Consider the following 17,437-nt stretch of genomic DNA (forward strand, 5'->3'; position numbering starts at 1 on the left):
CTGCGCTCAGGCGCCGATCTTCTGCGTTCCACGACGGGAACGCAGGTACTGCAGCCGCTCTTCGAGCAGCTCTTCGAGCTCGGCACGGGTGCGGCGTTCGAGCAGCATGTCCCAGTGGCTGCGAGGCGTCTTGGCGTCGGCCCGGTCGATCGTCATCGGCTCGCTGCCCACCATCAGGGTCGCCTCGTGACTGCAGAATTTGCATTCCCAGGTCTCGGGGGCCTCTGCTTCGGCCGAGAACACCATTTCGGTGTCACGGCCACAGGTGGCGCATCGGTACGTGTACGAACTCCGGGGTGAAAAAACGACGCCCTCTTCGCTCTGCAGGCTTTGTGCGCCCAGACGCATTCCGCGCAAACTGCGATCTGCCATTGTGTGGTCTCCTCTCGCGTTGCTTCACAAGTTATAAACCGCTCGGCTGCGTGAAACCTTTCCTCGGGCCGTTATTGGCAGTACTCTCTCAGCGAATTCGGGTAGATCCCAATTCGGGGGGTAGGTCGTCGGCGCGGGCGATGCCTTCGGCGCCGAGACGGAGCATCAGGTCCACCCGGTCGGTCACGATCCCGTCGACGCCGCGCGCCAGGAGGTCGCGGGCGACATCGACGTCGTTGATCGTCCACACGTGAACCTCGACGCCCGCGCGGTGCAGTCGGCGGATGATGCGCGGGGTGGTCGTGGAGAAGCCGTAGATGCTCGTGGGGATCTGCACCGCATCCACTCGGCGGAGGATGAGGCGGGCGAGCGGCACGAGCCCGAGCTTGGCGAAGACGAGGGCCGGCACGAATTCGGCGGCCGAGGCTGAGGCGGCGATGTGCTGGCCGCCCGCTTCGACGGCGTCGACTGCGGCGCGGCGCCGGGCGGAGGAGAAGGAGGTGAGGAGCACGCGGTCGGCCGCACCCGCCTCGAGGATCGCGGCGGCCGCGGGGGCCGCCGCATCCGCCGACTTGATGTCGATGTTGAACCGGGCCTCGGGGAGCGTTGCCAGCACTTCGGCGAGGGTCGCGAACGACGCGCCGCCGCCCAGATCGATCTCGCGGAGCTCGGCGAGGGTCAGGTCGGCGATCAGATCCGGGCGGCCGGCGATGCGGTCCAGGCCCGGGTCGTGACTCGCGATCGCGACGCCGTCGGCGGTCGCGTTGACGTCGGTCTCGACGTAGCAGGCTCCTGCAGCGACCGCCTTCTCGAAGGCCGCGATCGTGTTCTCGGGCACGCCGAGGGCGAGACCGCGGTGAGCCAGGATGCGCGGGGGAGCAGGGTCGAACCAGGCGGTGCGGCCGCGGGTGCGGCGCCCCGCCCGCCCGTCGGGGCTACTCGGCTCGCGGCGGGGCACCCGCCCCTCGCTCCCCGCGTTCGCCCCGTTCGCCGAACGCCTGGCCGATGCCCTTCAGCGCCTCGGTCAGTTCGCTCGGGATGACCCAGAGCTTGTTCGCGCTGCCCTCGGCGAGCTTGGGCAGGGTCTGCAGGTACTGATAAGCGAGCAGCATGTTGTCGGGCTCGCCCTTGTGGATGGCGCTGAACACGGTAGTGATCGCCTCGGCCTCACCCTGGGCGCGCAACACGGCGGCCTGGGCGTCACCCTCGGCCCGCAGGATCTCGCCCTGCCGGTGCCCCTCGGCCTCGAGGATGGCGGACTGCTTGGTGCCCTCGGCGGTGAGGATGACGGCGCGGCGCTCTCGCTCGGCCCGCATCTGCTTCTCCATCGAGTCCTGGATCGACACGGGCGGGTCAATCGCCTTGAGCTCGACCCGCGAGACGCGGATGCCCCACTTGCCGGTGGCCTCGTCGAGCACGATCCGCAGCTGGCCGTTGATCTCGTCCCGGCTGGTCAGTGCCTCTTCGAGGTTCAGGCCACCGACCACGTTGCGGAGCGTGGTCGTGGCGAGCTGCTCGACCGCGCCGAGGTAGTTGGCGATCTCGTAGGTCGCGGCCCGCGCATCCGTCACCTGGAAGAAGACGACCGTGTCGATCGAGACGACCAGGTTGTCCTCGGTGATCACCGGCTGGGGCGGGAACGAGACGACCTGCTCGCGCAGATCGATCAGGGGCCGCAGCCGGTCGATGAAGGGCACCAGGATGTTCAGGCCCGGCATGAGCGTCTTGTGGTAGCGGCCGAGGCGCTCGACCACGCCGGCGCGCGCCTGCGGGATGATGCGCACGGCGCGGGCGACCACGACGAGTACGAAGATGACGATGATCGCGACGATGACGATCACGATGACCTGGCCGACTATGTCGTTCACAGAATCGGTTCCTCTCGTTCGGAGGGGCGGACGGCGGGGACGACGATGGCCGTCGCCCCGTCGATGGCGGTGACCAGCACGCGCTCGCCCCGGGCGAGCTCGCGGTCGTCGGTGAGAGGGGAGACCCTCGCGGTCCAGGTGTCGCCGTTGGCGAGCTTGACGTGGCCGGCGGTCGCGGTGATCTGGTCGAGCACGAGGCCCTCCAGGCCGAGCAGGGCGTCGACGTTGCTCTTCGCCGGATCGCCGCCGCGCTTGAGCAGCCGGAGGAGCGGCGGGCGGATCGTGAGCAGGAGGAGCACCGACAACAGTGCCGCCACGATGACCTGCCAGTACCAGTCCGCTCCGAAGACGCCCGTGATGAGGCCCCCCAGGCTGCCGATCGCGATCATCAGGAAGGTGAATTCGAGGGTCAGCATCTCGACGATGACGAAGACGAGGATCAAGCCCAGCCACAGGATCCAGGCGTAGGAGTCGAGGAACTCGAGCATCAACGGTCTCCTTCCAGCGGTTTCCAGCAGCGGATCGGTCGGCGATGACCGGGCGATCTCTCGCTCTTCGACGCTACCAGGCCTGGTCCGGGTAGCCAGTGGAGTATCGGCTACTTGGTAGTCTCGGAGCGTCGTTCGATCTACGAGGAGTTCTCCGTGACGCAATCCACCACCGGTCCGCTCGCCCCCGAATCGCTCGCGGGCAAGAGGGCGCTCGTCACGGGCTCCTCGCGCGGCATCGGCGCCGACACGGTCGGCTACTTCGCCGAGGCCGGAGCCTCCGTCGTCATCAACTACCGCAACAAGGAGGCCAGGGCGGCCAAGCTCGCCAACGGCATCCGGGAGGCCGGCGGCTCGGCGATCGTGGTCGGCGCCGACCTCACCGACCCCGCCTCCGTCGCGGCCATGTTCGATCAGGTCCAGGCCGACCTCGGCGGGCTCGACATCCTGGTGCTGAATGCCTCCGGAGGCATGGAGTCCGGCATGGCCGAGGACTACGCGATGGCGCTCAACCGCGACGCGCAGGTCAATGTCATCACCGCGGCGCTGCCGCTGATGGCGCCGGGTTCGCGGGTCGTGTTCGTCACGAGCCACCAGGCCCACTTCATCCGAACCACAGCGACGATGCCGGAGTACGAGCCCGTCGCCCTCTCCAAGCGCGCGGGGGAGGACGCCCTGCGCGCCCTCATCCCGAAGCTCGACGAGCTCGGCATCGGCTTCGTCGTCGTCTCGGGCGACATGATCGAGGGCACGATCACCGCGACCCTGCTCGAGCGCGCCAACCCGGGAGCGATCGGCGCCCGCAAGGAGGCCGCGGGCCGCCTCTACAACGTGAGCGAGTTCGCCGCCGAGGTGGCCGCCGCCGCGATCGACCCGATCCCGGAGAACCACACGCGCTACGTCGGCGACGTCTCCGACTTCGACCAGAGCGAGGAGTAGCCCGTGGGCGGCGAAGCGGATGCGGCGACGCCCGCCGGGTCGCTCATCCTGAAATCCCGGGTCCTGCTGCTGGACCAGGCCGGACACGCCCTGCTGTTCTACACGCGCGCAGACGTCGTCTCGAACCCGACCCGGTGGCTCACGCCGGGCGGGCACCTCGAGCCGGGGGAGACCCACCGGGAGGCCGCCGTGCGCGAGCTGTTCGAAGAGACGGGGCTCGTGGTCACCGAGGACGCGCTCGGCGAGCCGTTCTACTCGCGCGACTTCGAAGCCTCGCCGGCCGTCGGCGTTCAGCGGGCGTACCACGAGGAGTGGTACCTCCACCGCGTGCCGCGGTTCGCGCCGGTCGACACGAACTGGACCGACGACGAGCGGGTCGACGTCGAGGCGTGGCGGTGGTGGAGCCTCGAGGAGGTCCGGGCGTCGGACGAGGTGTTCGAGCCGGGGGAGTTCGGCGAGGTGCTGGGCGGGGTGGTCGGCTAGAGCGCGTTCGCGGCCCGGCCCTTTTGTCGCGGCGGGGTACGTGTTCGGCTAGAGCGCCTTCGCGCCCCGGCCCATCGTGGCGGCGGTGATCGCGGCGAAGATGCCGGTGACGACCAGCATGATGCCGGCGAACAGCACGAGGATGCCGATCGACTCCAGGGGCAGGAAGATCACGACGATCCCGGCCACGACCGAGACGACGCCGAGGATGGTGCCGAACCACTTCGAGCTGTCCTTCGCGGTCTCCATGACGGCGAGCACGCCCTCGAGGATCCAGGAGAAGCCGATCACGAGCGCCAGCGCGATGAGCGAGACGATCGGGTTGCGGATGGCCACGACACCCGCGACGATCAGCAGCACGCCGAGGATGATGTTCAGCGCACGGATGCCGCCGGTGACCGTGTTGTTGACGATGCCGCCGACGACCCGCATCAGCCCGACGATCCAGAAGTAGATCGCGAACAGGAAAGCGATCGTGTAGACGATCGCGTCGGGGTTGTTGAACGCCAGCACCAGCACGACGATGCCGAGCACGACCGAGAGGATGGCGCGGACCCAGAGGCCCGCCTTCAGCCAGCGCAACGCAGTCGCGGAGAGGTCGTGATCGAAGAGCCAGAAGCCGGTCGTGGATCCGGGTGTGGTGGTAGGCGTGGACATGATTCCCCCTGACGACGCGGGCTGCGCCGTGCGGCGCGCCCTCCTGCAGTGTTCTCCGCTCAATCTAGCGCTCCGGGCGACCTCCATGGGAGTTCGCCGTGAGCATGTCGACCGTTTCCCTCGGATGTCGGGGGCGTCGCCTAGCATCACAGTCGAGCAATCGTCATCTGCGGAGGTGCGGGCAGGAAGCCGTCATGCCCTCTTCACCCCCGTCGTTCACCCGAACCGTCCTCGTGACCGTCGCCCTCGCTCTGTCGGGACTGCTCTCCGGGTGCACTGTCTTCGGCGGCCAACCGCCGTCCTCGTCCTCACCGGAGGGTGGCACTCCGCTCGACGCCTACTTCGGGGTGCTCGGGTCCGCCCAATCGAGTGACGAGCTGGATGCGCAGAATCGCGCCGTCCAGGAGTCGGTCGCGCGGTGCATGAAGGAGCAGGGGTTCGACTACGTGGCCGATGAGCAGGCCGGGGCCTTCCAGTTCGACACCTCCTCGAACCCGGAGCTGGTCTGGGGGAGCGAGGCGTTCGCGAAGACCTACGGGTACGGCATCTCGACAGACCCGTTCGCGTCGATTCCCGGCGGTCCGGGGCAGGCGACCGATCCGAACGCGGACTACGTCGCCTCGCTGAGCGAGAGCGAGCAGGCCGCGTACTCGGAGGCCCTCTGGGGTGCACTGCCGGAGGACGACCTCGGGGCGGAGGGGGCGACGGAGGCGGTCGGCTCGCTGGGCGGGTGCATGGGTGCGGCACAGGGCGAGGCCGAGAGCGGTCAGGCGTATTGGGACGATCCGGAGTACCTCGCCCTGAGTGACGAGATCGGCGCGCTGGGGGAGAAGATCGCCACCGCTCCCGAGGTGGTGGCGAAAGAGAAGGAGTGGTCCGACTGCCTGGCCTCGGCGGGGTACCCCGGGTACGAGCACAAGTCCGGGCCGCAGGACGACGTGGTGCAGCGTCACAACGACCTCGACCCGGGCTCGTCGATCTCGCTCGACCCGAGCGGCGGGATCTCGCGGAGCACGACGGACGGGTCGTCCGGGGCCGACGGGGCCGGGGGAACCGCGGGAGGCGCCGATCCGGCGGCACTCGAGGAGGTGAAGGCCTTCGAGATCGCGGTCGCGACCGCGGACTGGACCTGCGCGCGCGATTCCGGCTACGAGACCGTCTCCCATGACACCCGGGCTCGCCTGGAGCAGGAGTTCATCGACGCGCACCGGTCGCAGCTGGACGCGCTGCTGGCCCGGTATGGCAAGGGATGAGCGGCCTCAGACGCGAGCGACGAGGACGAGGCGGCGGCGGCCGGGACGTGGGCCGGGGCGTTGGCCAGGGCCGGCGACGTCGGCGGCCGCTTCGCGGGGCACGACTCGTCGGCCTGGTCGCGATGGTCGGAGTCCTGGCGCTGGTCGCGGGCATCGCGGTCAGCCGGTTCGTGATCTCGCCCGCCGAGCTCGCGGCCTCGGCCGAGCCCCCGACCGCCGGGCCGGTGACGGCAGCCGTGGAGCAGAGGGTGATCGAGAACGCCGTCACCGCACGCGCCGACGTGACGTACGCCGATCCCGTCGACGTGAAAGTGGATGCGACGGGGCTCGCCGGCCCCGCTGTCGTGACCGGGCACGTCCCCGAGATCGGCTCCACGCTCGTCGCCGGGAGCGTCGCTCTCGAGGTGGCCGGGCGGCCCCTGATCGTGCTCCCCGGGGAGTTGCCGGTGTACCGCTCGCTGCACATCGGGGTGTCCGGGCCGGACGTCACGCAGCTGAAGGCGGCCCTGGCGTCGCTCGGGATCGACGCGGGCGATGCCGCATCCGCTCTGTACGACGCCGCGACGGCCGCCGGGGTCGAGTCGCTCTTCCGGGCCGCCGGCTACCCGCCGCCGAGTCCGCCGGATGGAGCGCGCCAGCGGCTCGAGGGGGCGCGGTCGGCCGCGCGCTCGGCCTCCGCCGCCGTCGACCGTGCGCGAGCCGCTCTCGAGGCGGCTCGGGCCGGCGCTTCGGAGGCCGACCGCCTGGAGCTCGACAACGCGGTGCGGCAGGCGCAGCGCGAGCTCGACGTGGCGACCGCATCCGGGGAGCCGGCCGCCGAGCTCGAGCGGCTGCGTGACGCGCTCCACCTCGCCGAAGTCCGGCGGACGGCACTGGATGCACCACCGGGTAGCGCCGCCGAGCAGAGCGATCTCGACGGCGCGCTGTCGTCGCTCACCGACGCGCAGGAAGAACTCGGCCGCGCCGAGGCGGAGGCGGCGACGCCGTTGCCGGCCGGAGAGGTCGTGTTCCTGACCGCGCTGCCCCGGCGCGTCGACCGCGTCGGCGCAGAGCGCGGGAGCGTGCTCCAAGGTGCCGCGATGAGCGTCTCGGGTGCCGAGGTGGTGTTGTCGGGAACCGTGTCCGAGGCCGACGCCGCCCTCGTCCCCCTCGGCGGAGCGGCGAAGTTCACCGCGGCCGACGGGACGTCCTTCGGAGCGACCGTCCGGTCGGTGACGAAACGGGCCGCGGGCTCGTCACCCGATCGCGCGGGAACCGGGTCCGGGAGCGGGGCCGGAGGTGGGTCCGGGGGTCGGAATGACACCGGCACAGATGGTGCCGGCGGGAGCGGCTCTGGTGGCGCCTCGGCACGGTGGGACGTGGTGTTGGTGCCCGCATCCGTCAGTCCCGCCGACCTCGAGCGGTTGAAGGGCGGCAATGTGCGGGTGAGCATCCCGGTCGAGTCGACGGGGACCGATGTGATCGCGGTGCCGGTCGCGGCCGTCACGGCCGGGCCCGGCGGTGAGAGCCGGGTCGAGCTGGTCGGTCCCGGGACCGGGTCCGGGTCGACCTCGGTGCTGATCGAGGTCGTGACCGGCTTGTCGGCGGGCGGCTTCGTGGAACTGAGGACCCCGGACGCCCGGCTCCTCGCCGGGGCGAGGGTGGTGGTCGGGCGATGAGCGCGCGGCGGAAGGGCTCACCGTCCGGCGCGCCGGAGGGAGCGGCGGGCGAGCCGCTGCATTCGGGCCCAGGCGGAATACGAGCACTCGAGCGGCCACCCGAGCGGCCACCCGTGATCGAGCTGGAGAGTGTCGGACGCCGTTTCGAGGGAGCCGGGAGCGTGGCCGCGCTGCAGGGCGTCGACCTCGTGATCCGCGACGGCGACTACCTTGCGGTGACGGGACCCTCCGGTGCGGGCAAGTCGACGATGCTCAACATCCTCGGGCTCCTCGACCGGCCGAGCGAGGGCCGGTACCTCTTCGACGGGATCGACACCGACCGGCTCGGGGAACGCGAGAGGACAGGTCTCCGGGGCACGGCGATCGGATTCGTGTTCCAGTCGTTCCACCTCCTCGCCGAACGCACCGTGCTCGACAACGTGCTGCTCGCCTTCCTCTACGGCGGGCTCCCACGCCGCGAGCGGCTCGACCGAGCCCACGACGCCCTCGCCAGGGTGGGACTCTCGAAGCGGGCGTCGTTCCTCCCTCCCACTCTCTCGGGCGGCGAACGGCAGCGGGTCGCGATCGCACGGGCCGTGGGCACCGCACCACGGGTGCTGCTGGCCGATGAGCCCACCGGCAATCTCGACGAGGGCAACTCCCGAGCCGTGCTCGACCTCTTCGACGAGTTCAACGCCGCCGGTCAGACCATCGTGACGATCACCCACGACCCCGCGGTCGCGGCTCGGGCGCGGCGGCGGGTGCGGGTGAGGGAGGGTCGGCTCACGGTGGTCGCCGATGCTCAGGCCAGCAAGGGGCTTGCGCTGCATCCGGGGCTTCCGGTGATCCCGGCAGCTCCCGTCGTCGCCGACGAGGGAACCCCGGCATGACCGCCGGGCGCATCAGGATGGGGCTACTGCTCGGAGATCTGATCGGGCAGGCGCTCGACGGTGTCGGCGGCAAACCGGTCCGGCTCCTGATCGGGCTGCTCGGAGCCGCGGTCGGCATCGGGGCCCTCGTGGTCACCGTCGGCCTCGGCCAGACCGCCACGGGACAGCTGAGTTCACGGTTCGACTCGGCCGCGGCCCTGCACGCCGAAGTCGCACCGACGACCGCGTCGGGCTCGGACGGAAAGGAGCGCGCCCAGGCGACCCTCCCCGTCGATTCCGTAAGCCGCGTCACCTCGCTCGCCGGGGTGCAGGCCGCGGCACTCGTCACCACCCTGCCGGATCCGGCGCCCTCCGTCCGGACCGCCGACATCCACGACCCGTCGCAGCCACCCCCGGCGTCGCCGCCCGTGATGGCGGCCGACGCAGACCTTCTCGGGGCCACCGGGGGAGTCCTCGGCGCCGGCCGGTTCTTCGACGCCGGGCACGAGGCACGGCACGATCGCGTCGCGGTGCTCGGGGCGAAGGCCGCCGCCGAGCTCGGGGTGGGTTCGCTGCAGAGCCGGCCCTCCGTGTTCATCGGTGACCACGCGTACACGGTCATCGGCATCCTCGACTCCGTCACGGTGCAGCGGCCCCTGCTGGAGGCCGTGATCGTGCCGTCGACGACCGCTCGGCGCGACCTCGGCCTCAGGATGCCGGACACCCTCGTCCTCCAGGTGGCCCCGGGCGCGAGCGCGATCGTCGCTCGGCAGGTGCCGATCGCGCTGGATTCCGGCGATCCCGGTTCCTTCACCGTCGCCGCCCCGCCGAGCGGCGGGCTCGAGGGTGCGGTTCGTCACGATCTCGATCTGGTGTTCTTCGCGGTCGCCCTGATCATCCTCGCCGCCGGCGCTCTCGGCGTCGCGAACGTGACCATGCTCAGCGTCACCGAACGGCGAGCCGAGATCGGGCTGCGCCGGGCTCTGGGCACCCCACGGTCGCTCGTCGCCGCCCAGTTCGTCATCGAGTCCCTGATCGTCGGGATCATCGGCGGTGTCATCGGCGCAGCGGCCGGAGTGCTGGTCGTGGTCGCGGTGTCGTCCGCGCAGGCCTGGACGCCCGTGCTCGACGTCGGTGTGGTCGTCGCTGCGGTCGGAGCCGGGGGAGTGCTGGGGATGCTCGCGGGCGGATTCCCCGCACTGCGGGCGGCTCGTGTCGAACCCATCGAGGCGCTTCGATCGTGATTGTGAGTTATATTCATCTCACGATGAGGGAAACCATGACGAATCGGCCGCTGTACCCGACGCCACGGCGGGAGCCTGTGGTGTTCCAGGCGATGGCGACCGTGGCGAGCATCGCCGTGATCGTGTGGGCCATCGTGATCGTGCTGGGGATGCCGCAGGGGAGCGGATCCGAGCATCCTGAGCTGCGGCAATCGCCGGCCGCCACCAGTCCGGGTGCGGAGAGCAGCCGCATCCGGGACGAGCCTCGAATATCATGACGGGCATGGACACAGGCACCGAGCACGTCGCCGATCGGCACGAGGTGATCCGCGTGCGCGGCGCCCGCGAGAACAACCTCACGGGCATCGACCTCGAAATCCCGAAGCGGCGCCTCACGGTGTTCACCGGGGTCTCCGGCTCGGGCAAGAGCTCGCTCGTCTTCGACACCATCGCCGCCGAGTCGCAGCGCATGATCAACGAGACCTACAGCGCCTTTCTCCAGGGGTTCATGCCGACGCTGGCCCGCCCCGACGTCGACCTGCTCGAGGGGCTCACCACCGCGATCATCGTCGACCAGGCGCGGATGGGTGCCGACCCGCGGTCGACCGTCGGCACGGCGACCGACGTGAACGCGATGCTCCGCATCCTGTTCAGCCGGTTGGGCGACCCGCACGTCGGCTCGCCGAACGCCTACTCGTTCAACGTGCCGTCGGTGACCGGCAGCGGCGCCATCACGGTCGACCGCGGCGAGGGCAGCAAGGCCGTGAAGAAGACGTACACGGTCACCGGCGGAATGTGCCCGCGCTGCGAGGGCCGCGGTGCGATCTCGGACGTCGACCGCACCCAGCTCTACGACGACTCGAAGTCGATCGCCGAAGGGGCGATCACGGTTCCGGGCTACACCGCCGACGGGTGGATGCTGCGGATCGTCAAGAGCGCCGGGTTCTTCAGCGCCGACACCCCGATCCGCGACTTCACGCCCAAGCAGCTCGACGCGTTCCTCTACCACGAGCCGGTCAAGGTGAAGGTCGAGAACGTCAACCTCACCTTCGAGGGGCTGATCGTGAAAGTGCAGCGCTCCTTCCTCTCGCGGGACATCGAGTCGCTGCAGCCGCACGTGCGCGCCTTCGTCGAGCGGGCCGCCACCTTCACGGCCTGCCCCGACTGCGAGGGCACCCGCCTGAGCGCCCCCGCACGCTCGTCGCGCATCCGGGGGATCAGCATCGCCGACGCCTGCGCGATGCAGATCAGCGACCTGGCCGGCTGGATCGCCGACCTCGACGAACCCTCGGTGGCGCCGCTCCTCGAAGGGCTCGCCCGCACCCTCGACTCCTTCGTCGGCATCGGGCTCGGCTACCTCTCGCTCGACCGGCCGTCGGGCACGTTGTCCGGGGGAGAGGCGCAGCGCGTCAAGCTCGTGCGGCACCTCGGCTCGTCCCTTACCGACGTCACCTACGTCTTCGACGAGCCCACGGCGGGCCTGCACCCGCACGACATCGAGCGGATGAACGTGCTGCTCCGCCGCCTCCGCGACAAGGGCAACACGGTGCTCGTCGTCGAGCACAAGCCCGAGACGATCGCCATCGCCGACCACGTCGTCGACCTCGGGCCGGGCGCCGGAACCGCGGGTGGCACGGTCTGCTTCGAGGGAACGCTCGAGGGGCTGCGGGCGAGCGGCACACTGACCGGTCGGCACCTCGACGACCGCGCGTCGGTCAAAGATGCGGTGCGCGACTCGACCGGTGTACTCGAGGTCAGGGGAGCGGTGTCGCACAACCTCAAGGGCGTCGACGTCGACGTGCCGCTGGGGGTGCTCGTGGTCGTGACCGGGGTCGCAGGATCCGGCAAGAGTTCGCTCGTGCACGGCTCGATCTCGAAGCGCGAGGGCGTCGTCGCGATCGATCAGAGCCCGATCAAGGGGTCGCGCCGCAGCAATCCCGCGACCTACACCGGGCTGCTCGAGCCGATCCGTAAGGCCTTCGCCAAGGCCAACGGTGTGAAGCCTGCCCTGTTCAGCGCGAACTCCGAAGGCGCCTGCCCGGTCTGCAACGGCGCGGGCGTGATCTACACCGACCTCGGGATGATGGCGGGCGTCACGAGCGTCTGCGAGGAGTGCGACGGCAAGCGCTTCCAGGCCGTCGTGCTCGAGTACACCTTCGGCGGCAAGAACATCAGCGAGGTGCTCGAGATGCCGGTGTCCGAGGCGGGGGCGTTCTTCGCATCCGGCGACGCACGCCTCCCGGCGGCACACGCCATCCTGACCCGGTTGATGGATGTGGGGCTCGGCTACGTCAGCCTCGGTCAGCCCCTCACGACGCTCTCGGGCGGCGAGCGGCAGCGATTGAAGCTCGCGTCGCACATGGGCGCGCCCGGCGACGTCTACGTGCTCGACGAGCCGACGACCGGCCTGCACCTGGCCGATGTGGCCCAGCTGCTCGGCCTGCTCGACCGTCTGGTCGACTCGGGCAAATCCGTCGTCGTCATCGAACATCATCAGGCCGTCATGGCGCACGCCGACTGGATCATCGATCTCGGCCCGGGTGCCGGTCACGACGGCGGCTCGATCGTGTTCGAGGGAACGCCCGCCGAGCTCGTCGCCGCCAGGACGACGCTCACGGCGCAGCACCTGGCTGCTTACGTCGGCGCGTGACCACACGCATCCCGACCGCCGTCGTCAGCCCCTCTCAGAACTCCTAGCAGTGCGCTGATAATGCACATTATGTCAAGAGATTGATTCGAGGGCGCTACCCCATTGGCGTCAGTCGCCGTGAGGCGCGGCCGCTCGGACGGGTGTGATGACCCGGGACGCGATCAGCCAGCGACCCCCGTGCAGCGCGACCGTGTCGTCGTACACGACTCCGTGAACGGCGCCGTCATGCATGATCATCAATCCCTTCGATCGCACAGACGCGGACACAGTCGCCGGTGCTGACGCCGACCCCGATTCCGGCTTGTCGATCTCCGAGATGACGACGTTCGTCACGAAGTGCGACAGGGGCGCGAAGCCCGATGCGAACAACTCCCCCGCGGCGGCCCGCAGGGCTTCGACGCCCTGGAAGGATCCCATCCCCGAACGGGTCATGTCATACGTGGCGTCCGGGGTGAAGATCTCCCCGAGCTGGTCGAGCTGGTTCTCATCGACCGCGAATGCCTGGCGAGCGAGGGTTTCAGTGATCTGCTGACGATCAGTGACAGTGAGCATGATTTCTCCTTGTTTGGTACTCAGTACCGTAACACACTGCGTACCTGATGGAACGCATGCCGAGATCGGATAGAGTGCCGGTATGGCTGAGCGATCCACCGAGGAGAAGGTTCCCCCGCTGTCCCTGGTCGAACGGAAGCAGCGTGCGGCACGGGAACGCATCATCGACGCTGCCGACGCCCTCTTCGCCGAGCGCGGCTTCGACAGTGTCTCGGTCACCGACATCGCGGTGCGCGCGGAGGTCGGACGCACCACCTTCTTCCGGCACTTTGGCGACAAGACCGAGGTCGTCTTCGCCAAGGAGCAGGCCATCTTCGACGCGATCGCCGAGGCTGCGGCCGAGGCGTGGCGCACGGATCATTCGGTGGACACGCTCTCGAACGCATTGGGTGCACTCGAACCCCTCGTACTCCAGCTCTGTGCCCAGGCGACCTCCGACCTCGGCGCCTACCAGCGGCACACCCGCCTCCTCGACTCGCACGACGAGCTGCGCGCCCGCGATGCACTGAAGAAGCAGGAGATCGCGCACGAACTGGCGAACGTCCTCGTCGCCCACGACGCTCCCCCGGCGGTCGCGACCCTGGCGGCGCAACTCGCCGTCGGCTGTTACGCGAGCGGCCACATCCTCGCCGCCGGGCCCGGGGACCTCGTCAGCGAGACGCGCGCCGCATTCCGGAGAACCCTCGCGATGGGTGAAGGGTCGACCTCGGACTGACCTCCCGTCGCCCGACCGCACCGCCTCAGGGCCGGCGCTTCAGACCACGGGAGGCCACGAGGGCCACGACTCCCCCGACGAGGCCGGCCACGGCTCCGGCCGCCAACGGCAGGAACTCGGCGCGGTCGTCGGGCATGTCGGCGGTCATCCAGAAGAACAGGATGAGAGACGACAGCGCGGCCGCGGGCGCGAGCCAGCGCAGGAGATCACGCGGGGTGCCGGGCTCGGACACCAGGTCGCGGCGGCGACGGCGGAGCAGCAGCCCCGCCGCACCGAGCACGAGAGCGAGCCCGCCCGTCCCGAGCACGGCGGTCATCGGCACCAGCTGCCGGAGGTCGTGACGCTGGAGCGCACCGGGATCAGGGCCGGCGAACGTGCCGGCCGGGAAGTCGAGGCGCGCACCGGTGTCCGAGAGGCGGAGCTCGAACGGCCAGCCGCCGTACTCGTCGGGCACGAGGTCGAGCTCGTGCGACTCGACACCACCGGGAACGGACGAATCGGCATCCGATCCGTCCGGAGCAGGCTCCAGCGCCGGGTCGAGCCCGTACACCTCCCCCGCCTCGATCGATCCGAAGGGCAGCACCGTCTCCGGCCAGCTGCTCGGCGACTCCGCCGTGGTGTCCTGAGTGATCCACCCCCCGCCGATGGCCTCGCCGGCCAGCTCCGAATCGACCCGCAGCTCGATCGTCAGCGGGTCAGGCACCGGATCGTCGCCCCAGGCCGAGTCGTGGTCCCACCCCTCCAGCAGCGCGGCCCACCGCACCTGGTCGACCGCACCCCCGTCGGTACCCCGCCCGGCGAATGCCGCCGACCCCAGCGAGTAGTCGACCTCCAGGTCGTGAGCGCCCGCGATCACCTTGACCAGACGGGTCGTCATGAGCAGCGTGTCCGCATCCCGACTCGTGTCGAACGGCACCTCGGCACCGTCGACCCGCACCCCCGTGACCTGCAACCCGAGGTCCTGTCCGTCGCGCTCGGCCGGCCACTGCTGGGCGAACTGCGGCACCGACGACTGCTGGTCGTCGAACTCGACCTCGAGCCGCTCGGTCACGTCGAGCCGCGCCCGACGGTCGTCGTCGCGCGTGAGCTCGGCGACGGCATCCATCGACCGCACCTTCGTGAAGAGCGTGCCCGGGATGTCGCCCCAGTAGCTCGCGTAGTCGTACGAACGCGGGTAGGGCGCGGGCAGCAGCGCGACCGCCGCGATCGCGCCCGCCACCAGCACCAGGCCCAGCAGGCGGATGATCAGCCGCGGGGTGGTGAGGAACGACGGCGTGCGCCATCCCCGGCCCGCATCCGCATCGCCGAGGTCGCCGATGATGAGGTTGAGCACCCGGCGCCCGGCCTCCCGCGGCGGGGCCAGGAGCACCGCGTACGGCAGCAGGGCTTCGCCGCTCGGGCCGCGCGCGAGCATCCGGGTGCGCTCGGCGTAGACCCCGATGCCGCGCAGGTGCTGCTTGACGAGGGCGCCCTTGCGGGTCAGCGGCCGCGAGGTGAGTGCGATCGTGAGCACCACGAGCGCGACCGCCGAGGAGACCAGCACGAAGGCCACCGGCCACCACACCACCGCGAGCACGGTCTGGTGCGAGAGCTGACGCACGAGGCCCCACTGCACGAGCGTCAGCGCGATCGGCGCCGCGATGAACAGGTCGCGCACGAAGCCGCGCGGGATGCGCCGGTAGCCGGCGGTCAGCTGGGTGCGGCGCTCGGGAGCCGTCAGATACCCGGCCAGGGCACGAGGTCGGTCGCCGAGACGTCCGGTGCGGGCCGCCGCCCGGGCGGCACGACGCAGCTGCTCGCCGCGGGCCGCGCTCAGCGGACGCGGACGGATCCCCGTCCGGCGCTTGCGGCCGGAGCCACGCGCCCCGTCCTCCACCTCGCCCAGCCGCGCAGCGAGCTCGAGGGCAGCCGGCTCCCGCAGGATCTGCGCCGCCAAACGCGGCGACACCCCCTCGGGACGCTCGTACTGAGCGACGAACCACGGGCGGCCGCGAGCGTCGCTCCAGGCCACCGCCCTCGCGGCCAGCGCGAGCAGCAGGGTCAGGGCCAGGATGCCCAGCGGAGCGAGCGGCCCGTAGACCTGCACCCAGAACAGCAAAGTCGGCTCGGGCAGGGTGAAGGTGCCGCGGTCGAAGCTCATCGCGAAGCGCGCCTGGGCGTGCGGCGGGATGTTCTGGTCGTTCTCGAAGCTGTAGGTGACCGTGCCGGGCTGGGCCCCCGGTTCGGCGGTCAGCCACTCTCCCCCGCCGATGATGAGCCAGGCCAGGGTGCCGCGCGGCTGCCGCACGAGCCGGTCGTCGACGTCCTCGGGCAGGGTCACCGACACCTCGAGACCGGCCAGCGCCTGCCCCCAGTCGGGCCCGAACACGTCCCATTCGAGCAGCTGCACCGGTTCGCCCGATGCCTGGTCGGTACTGAGGTACGCGAGATCGTGCAGCTCGTAGCTCAGCATGAAGTCGTGGTCGCCCTGCAGGGCGTCGGTCGTGCCGTCAGGACGGTCGAGCGTGAGGGTGAGCTGGTCGGTGGACTCGGTGCGGGCGATGTCGATCGGCTCGCCGTCCATCGTGGCCCCGAGCACCGTGGGCTCGAGGGCGTGCCCCTGGTACTGCGTGGCGAGCACCCGGCGGATGCCGTGCTCGTCGACGCCCTCGGGGAAGAAGGCGGTGATGCGTTCTTCGACCCGGGCGGTCAGGTGCCCGTCATCCGTGCGTTCGACGTCGTAGGAGACGTCGAAGTCGCGGGCGATCCAGCTCTCGGTGGCCGAGTCGGCCGAGTCGGTGATGTCGTCCAGGCTGAGGGGCGCGTTGATCACCGGGCCGAACAGCAGCAACAGTCCGGCTGCCGCCACGAGGGCCCAGAAACCGCGGATGCCCCAGCGCAGCCTGGGCCCGCCGTGCGAGCGGAGCCACGCCTCGGTCGCGAGCAGCCAGCGCGAGAGCACGACCCAGAGGCGGGTGTGCTGCGGGGGCGCGTCGGCGATCCGTTCTTCGCCGGGGTCGCTCTGTTCTGGCCCCGATTCGGCTTCGGTCACGTCAGGTCACGCCCGATCGGACTGCGCGACGGACGGGGCGCTCGACGATGCTGCCCCTCCCCCGTGCTCACGCATCCAATCTATCCCGACGTACCCCCCGGAATCGTTCGCACGGGCGCTACAGGCTCTGGCGGATCGCTCGGATCTCCTCCGGATCCGGCACGGCGGCCGGATCGTGCGCCAGCAGCCACGTCCCGTAGGCGACGAGATCGAGGTACTCGTTCTCCTTCGCCGCCATCAGCTGGGTGAGACCGTCCTCGCCCAGCGCCATGGTGGCGAGGATGACGAGCCGCCCGAGGGCTTCGTCGCGTGCTGTCTCGTAGTCCGGTCCGGCTCCGAACATGCCTGTCGGGCTGTCGCCGGTCTTCACGGCGAAGCCGAAACGGGCGGGCGAGTTCTCGATGTGGTCCCTCGTGTCCGGCTTCACGTCGAACGGGATCGTGGCGATGATGGCGGTCAGGCCGTCGCCGACCACCAGGAGCTCGGGATCGGACTCCCAGGCGAGCGCCTCGAGACCGACGAGCCAGTCGACCACGAAAGGCCAGGCGGGGAGATCCGGGCGCACGATCGTCTTCTTCTTGCCGAACATCGTCGGAGCTCCATTCATCGAGGCGAGCATTCGTTGCCTCACGCTAACGAGATCGCGGATGCGGCACAGGCCTCCAATTGGGGGACGCCCTGCGATCACCTCGGCATCGGG

17 protein-coding genes are annotated in these 17,437 nt (G+C 70.3%); 9 read left to right on the forward strand and 8 right to left on the reverse strand.

Annotated features, from left to right (window positions below):
• Positions 1–6 precede the first annotated feature (6 nt).
• From HSO01S_RS01675 to HSO01S_RS01690, 4 genes are all read right to left on the reverse strand, one after another.
• Positions 7–372: an RNA polymerase-binding protein RbpA gene (locus HSO01S_RS01675; RefSeq protein WP_066038831.1), complete on the reverse strand. Its 366-nt coding sequence runs from the start codon at positions 370–372 to the stop codon at positions 7–9.
• 88 nt (positions 373–460) lie between these two features.
• On the reverse strand, positions 461–1,330 hold the full coding sequence (locus tag HSO01S_RS01680) for a glycerophosphodiester phosphodiesterase family protein (protein ID WP_084361202.1): 870 nt from the start codon (positions 1,328–1,330) through the stop codon (positions 461–463).
• Positions 1,308–2,240: an SPFH domain-containing protein gene (locus HSO01S_RS01685; RefSeq protein ID WP_066038832.1), complete on the reverse strand. Its 933-nt coding sequence runs from the start codon at positions 2,238–2,240 to the stop codon at positions 1,308–1,310. The genes HSO01S_RS01680 and HSO01S_RS01685 overlap by 23 nt, the downstream gene beginning before the upstream one ends.
• Positions 2,237–2,728, reverse strand: a complete 492-nt coding sequence (locus HSO01S_RS01690; protein WP_066038833.1) for an NfeD family protein — start codon at positions 2,726–2,728, stop codon at positions 2,237–2,239. The genes HSO01S_RS01685 and HSO01S_RS01690 overlap by 4 nt, the downstream gene beginning before the upstream one ends.
• Before the next feature lie 156 nt (positions 2,729–2,884).
• Between HSO01S_RS01690 and HSO01S_RS01695 the strand changes: the two genes are divergently transcribed.
• Positions 2,885–3,667 (forward strand): SDR family oxidoreductase, encoded by a 783-nt coding sequence (locus HSO01S_RS01695; protein WP_066039118.1) that lies wholly within the window; start codon positions 2,885–2,887, stop codon positions 3,665–3,667.
• Positions 3,668–3,670: 3 nt separating this feature from the next.
• A complete protein-coding gene (locus HSO01S_RS01700; RefSeq protein WP_066038834.1) occupies positions 3,671–4,150 on the forward strand; it encodes an NUDIX hydrolase in 480 nt (159 codons plus the stop codon).
• A 48-nt stretch (positions 4,151–4,198) separates the two neighbouring features.
• Here the strand turns inward: HSO01S_RS01700 and HSO01S_RS01705 are convergent, their stop codons facing one another.
• Positions 4,199–4,807: a DUF308 domain-containing protein gene (locus tag HSO01S_RS01705; protein WP_066038835.1), complete on the reverse strand. Its 609-nt coding sequence runs from the start codon at positions 4,805–4,807 to the stop codon at positions 4,199–4,201.
• A gap of 194 nt (positions 4,808–5,001) precedes the next feature.
• On the opposite strand from HSO01S_RS01705, the gene HSO01S_RS01710 reads away from it, so the two are divergent.
• From HSO01S_RS01710 to HSO01S_RS01735, 6 genes are all read left to right on the forward strand, one after another.
• Positions 5,002–6,060 carry a hypothetical protein gene (locus tag HSO01S_RS01710; RefSeq protein WP_066038836.1) on the forward strand — a complete coding sequence of 353 codons (1,059 nt, stop codon included), beginning with the start codon at positions 5,002–5,004 and terminating at the stop codon, positions 6,058–6,060.
• Between the two features lie 122 nt (positions 6,061–6,182).
• A complete protein-coding gene (locus tag HSO01S_RS01715; RefSeq protein ID WP_066038837.1) occupies positions 6,183–7,718 on the forward strand; it encodes an efflux RND transporter periplasmic adaptor subunit in 1,536 nt (511 codons plus the stop codon).
• A 113-nt stretch (positions 7,719–7,831) separates the two neighbouring features.
• Positions 7,832–8,587 (forward strand): ABC transporter ATP-binding protein, encoded by a 756-nt coding sequence (locus HSO01S_RS01720; protein ID WP_245635847.1) that lies wholly within the window; start codon positions 7,832–7,834, stop codon positions 8,585–8,587.
• A complete protein-coding gene (locus tag HSO01S_RS01725) occupies positions 8,584–9,810 on the forward strand; it encodes an ABC transporter permease (RefSeq protein WP_066038838.1) in 1,227 nt (408 codons plus the stop codon). Before HSO01S_RS01720 ends, HSO01S_RS01725 begins: the two co-directional genes overlap by 4 nt.
• A 35-nt stretch (positions 9,811–9,845) precedes the next feature.
• Complete coding sequence (locus HSO01S_RS01730; RefSeq protein ID WP_157078843.1) at positions 9,846–10,067, forward strand: hypothetical protein; 222 nt, start codon at positions 9,846–9,848, stop codon at positions 10,065–10,067.
• Positions 10,068–10,072: 5 nt separating this feature from the next.
• Complete coding sequence (locus tag HSO01S_RS01735) at positions 10,073–12,439, forward strand: ATP-binding cassette domain-containing protein (protein WP_084361205.1); 2,367 nt, start codon at positions 10,073–10,075, stop codon at positions 12,437–12,439.
• Positions 12,440–12,547: 108 nt separating this feature from the next.
• Here the strand turns inward: HSO01S_RS01735 and HSO01S_RS01740 are convergent, their stop codons facing one another.
• Positions 12,548–13,090, reverse strand: a complete 543-nt coding sequence (locus HSO01S_RS01740; RefSeq protein WP_218003754.1) for a nuclear transport factor 2 family protein — start codon at positions 13,088–13,090, stop codon at positions 12,548–12,550.
• Between HSO01S_RS01740 and HSO01S_RS01745 the strand changes: the two genes are divergently transcribed.
• Positions 13,074–13,706 (forward strand): TetR/AcrR family transcriptional regulator, encoded by a 633-nt coding sequence (locus HSO01S_RS01745; RefSeq protein WP_066038842.1) that lies wholly within the window; start codon positions 13,074–13,076, stop codon positions 13,704–13,706. The two genes, HSO01S_RS01740 and HSO01S_RS01745, sit on opposite strands and share 17 nt — an antisense overlap.
• A 25-nt stretch (positions 13,707–13,731) precedes the next feature.
• On the opposite strand, the gene HSO01S_RS01750 is transcribed toward HSO01S_RS01745, so the two are convergent.
• Entirely contained in the window at positions 13,732–16,737 is a 3,006-nt protein-coding gene (locus HSO01S_RS01750) for a DUF2207 domain-containing protein (protein WP_066038843.1), read from the reverse strand.
• 118 nt (positions 16,738–16,855) lie between these two features.
• Entirely contained in the window at positions 16,856–17,344 is a 489-nt protein-coding gene (locus tag HSO01S_RS01755; protein WP_157078844.1) for a hypothetical protein, read from the reverse strand.
• Positions 17,345–17,437: the final 93 nt, after the last annotated feature.

Origin of the sequence: Herbiconiux solani NBRC 106740, assembly GCF_001571005.1 — a bacterium.
GTDB lineage: Bacteria > Actinomycetota > Actinomycetes > Actinomycetales > Microbacteriaceae > Herbiconiux > Herbiconiux solani.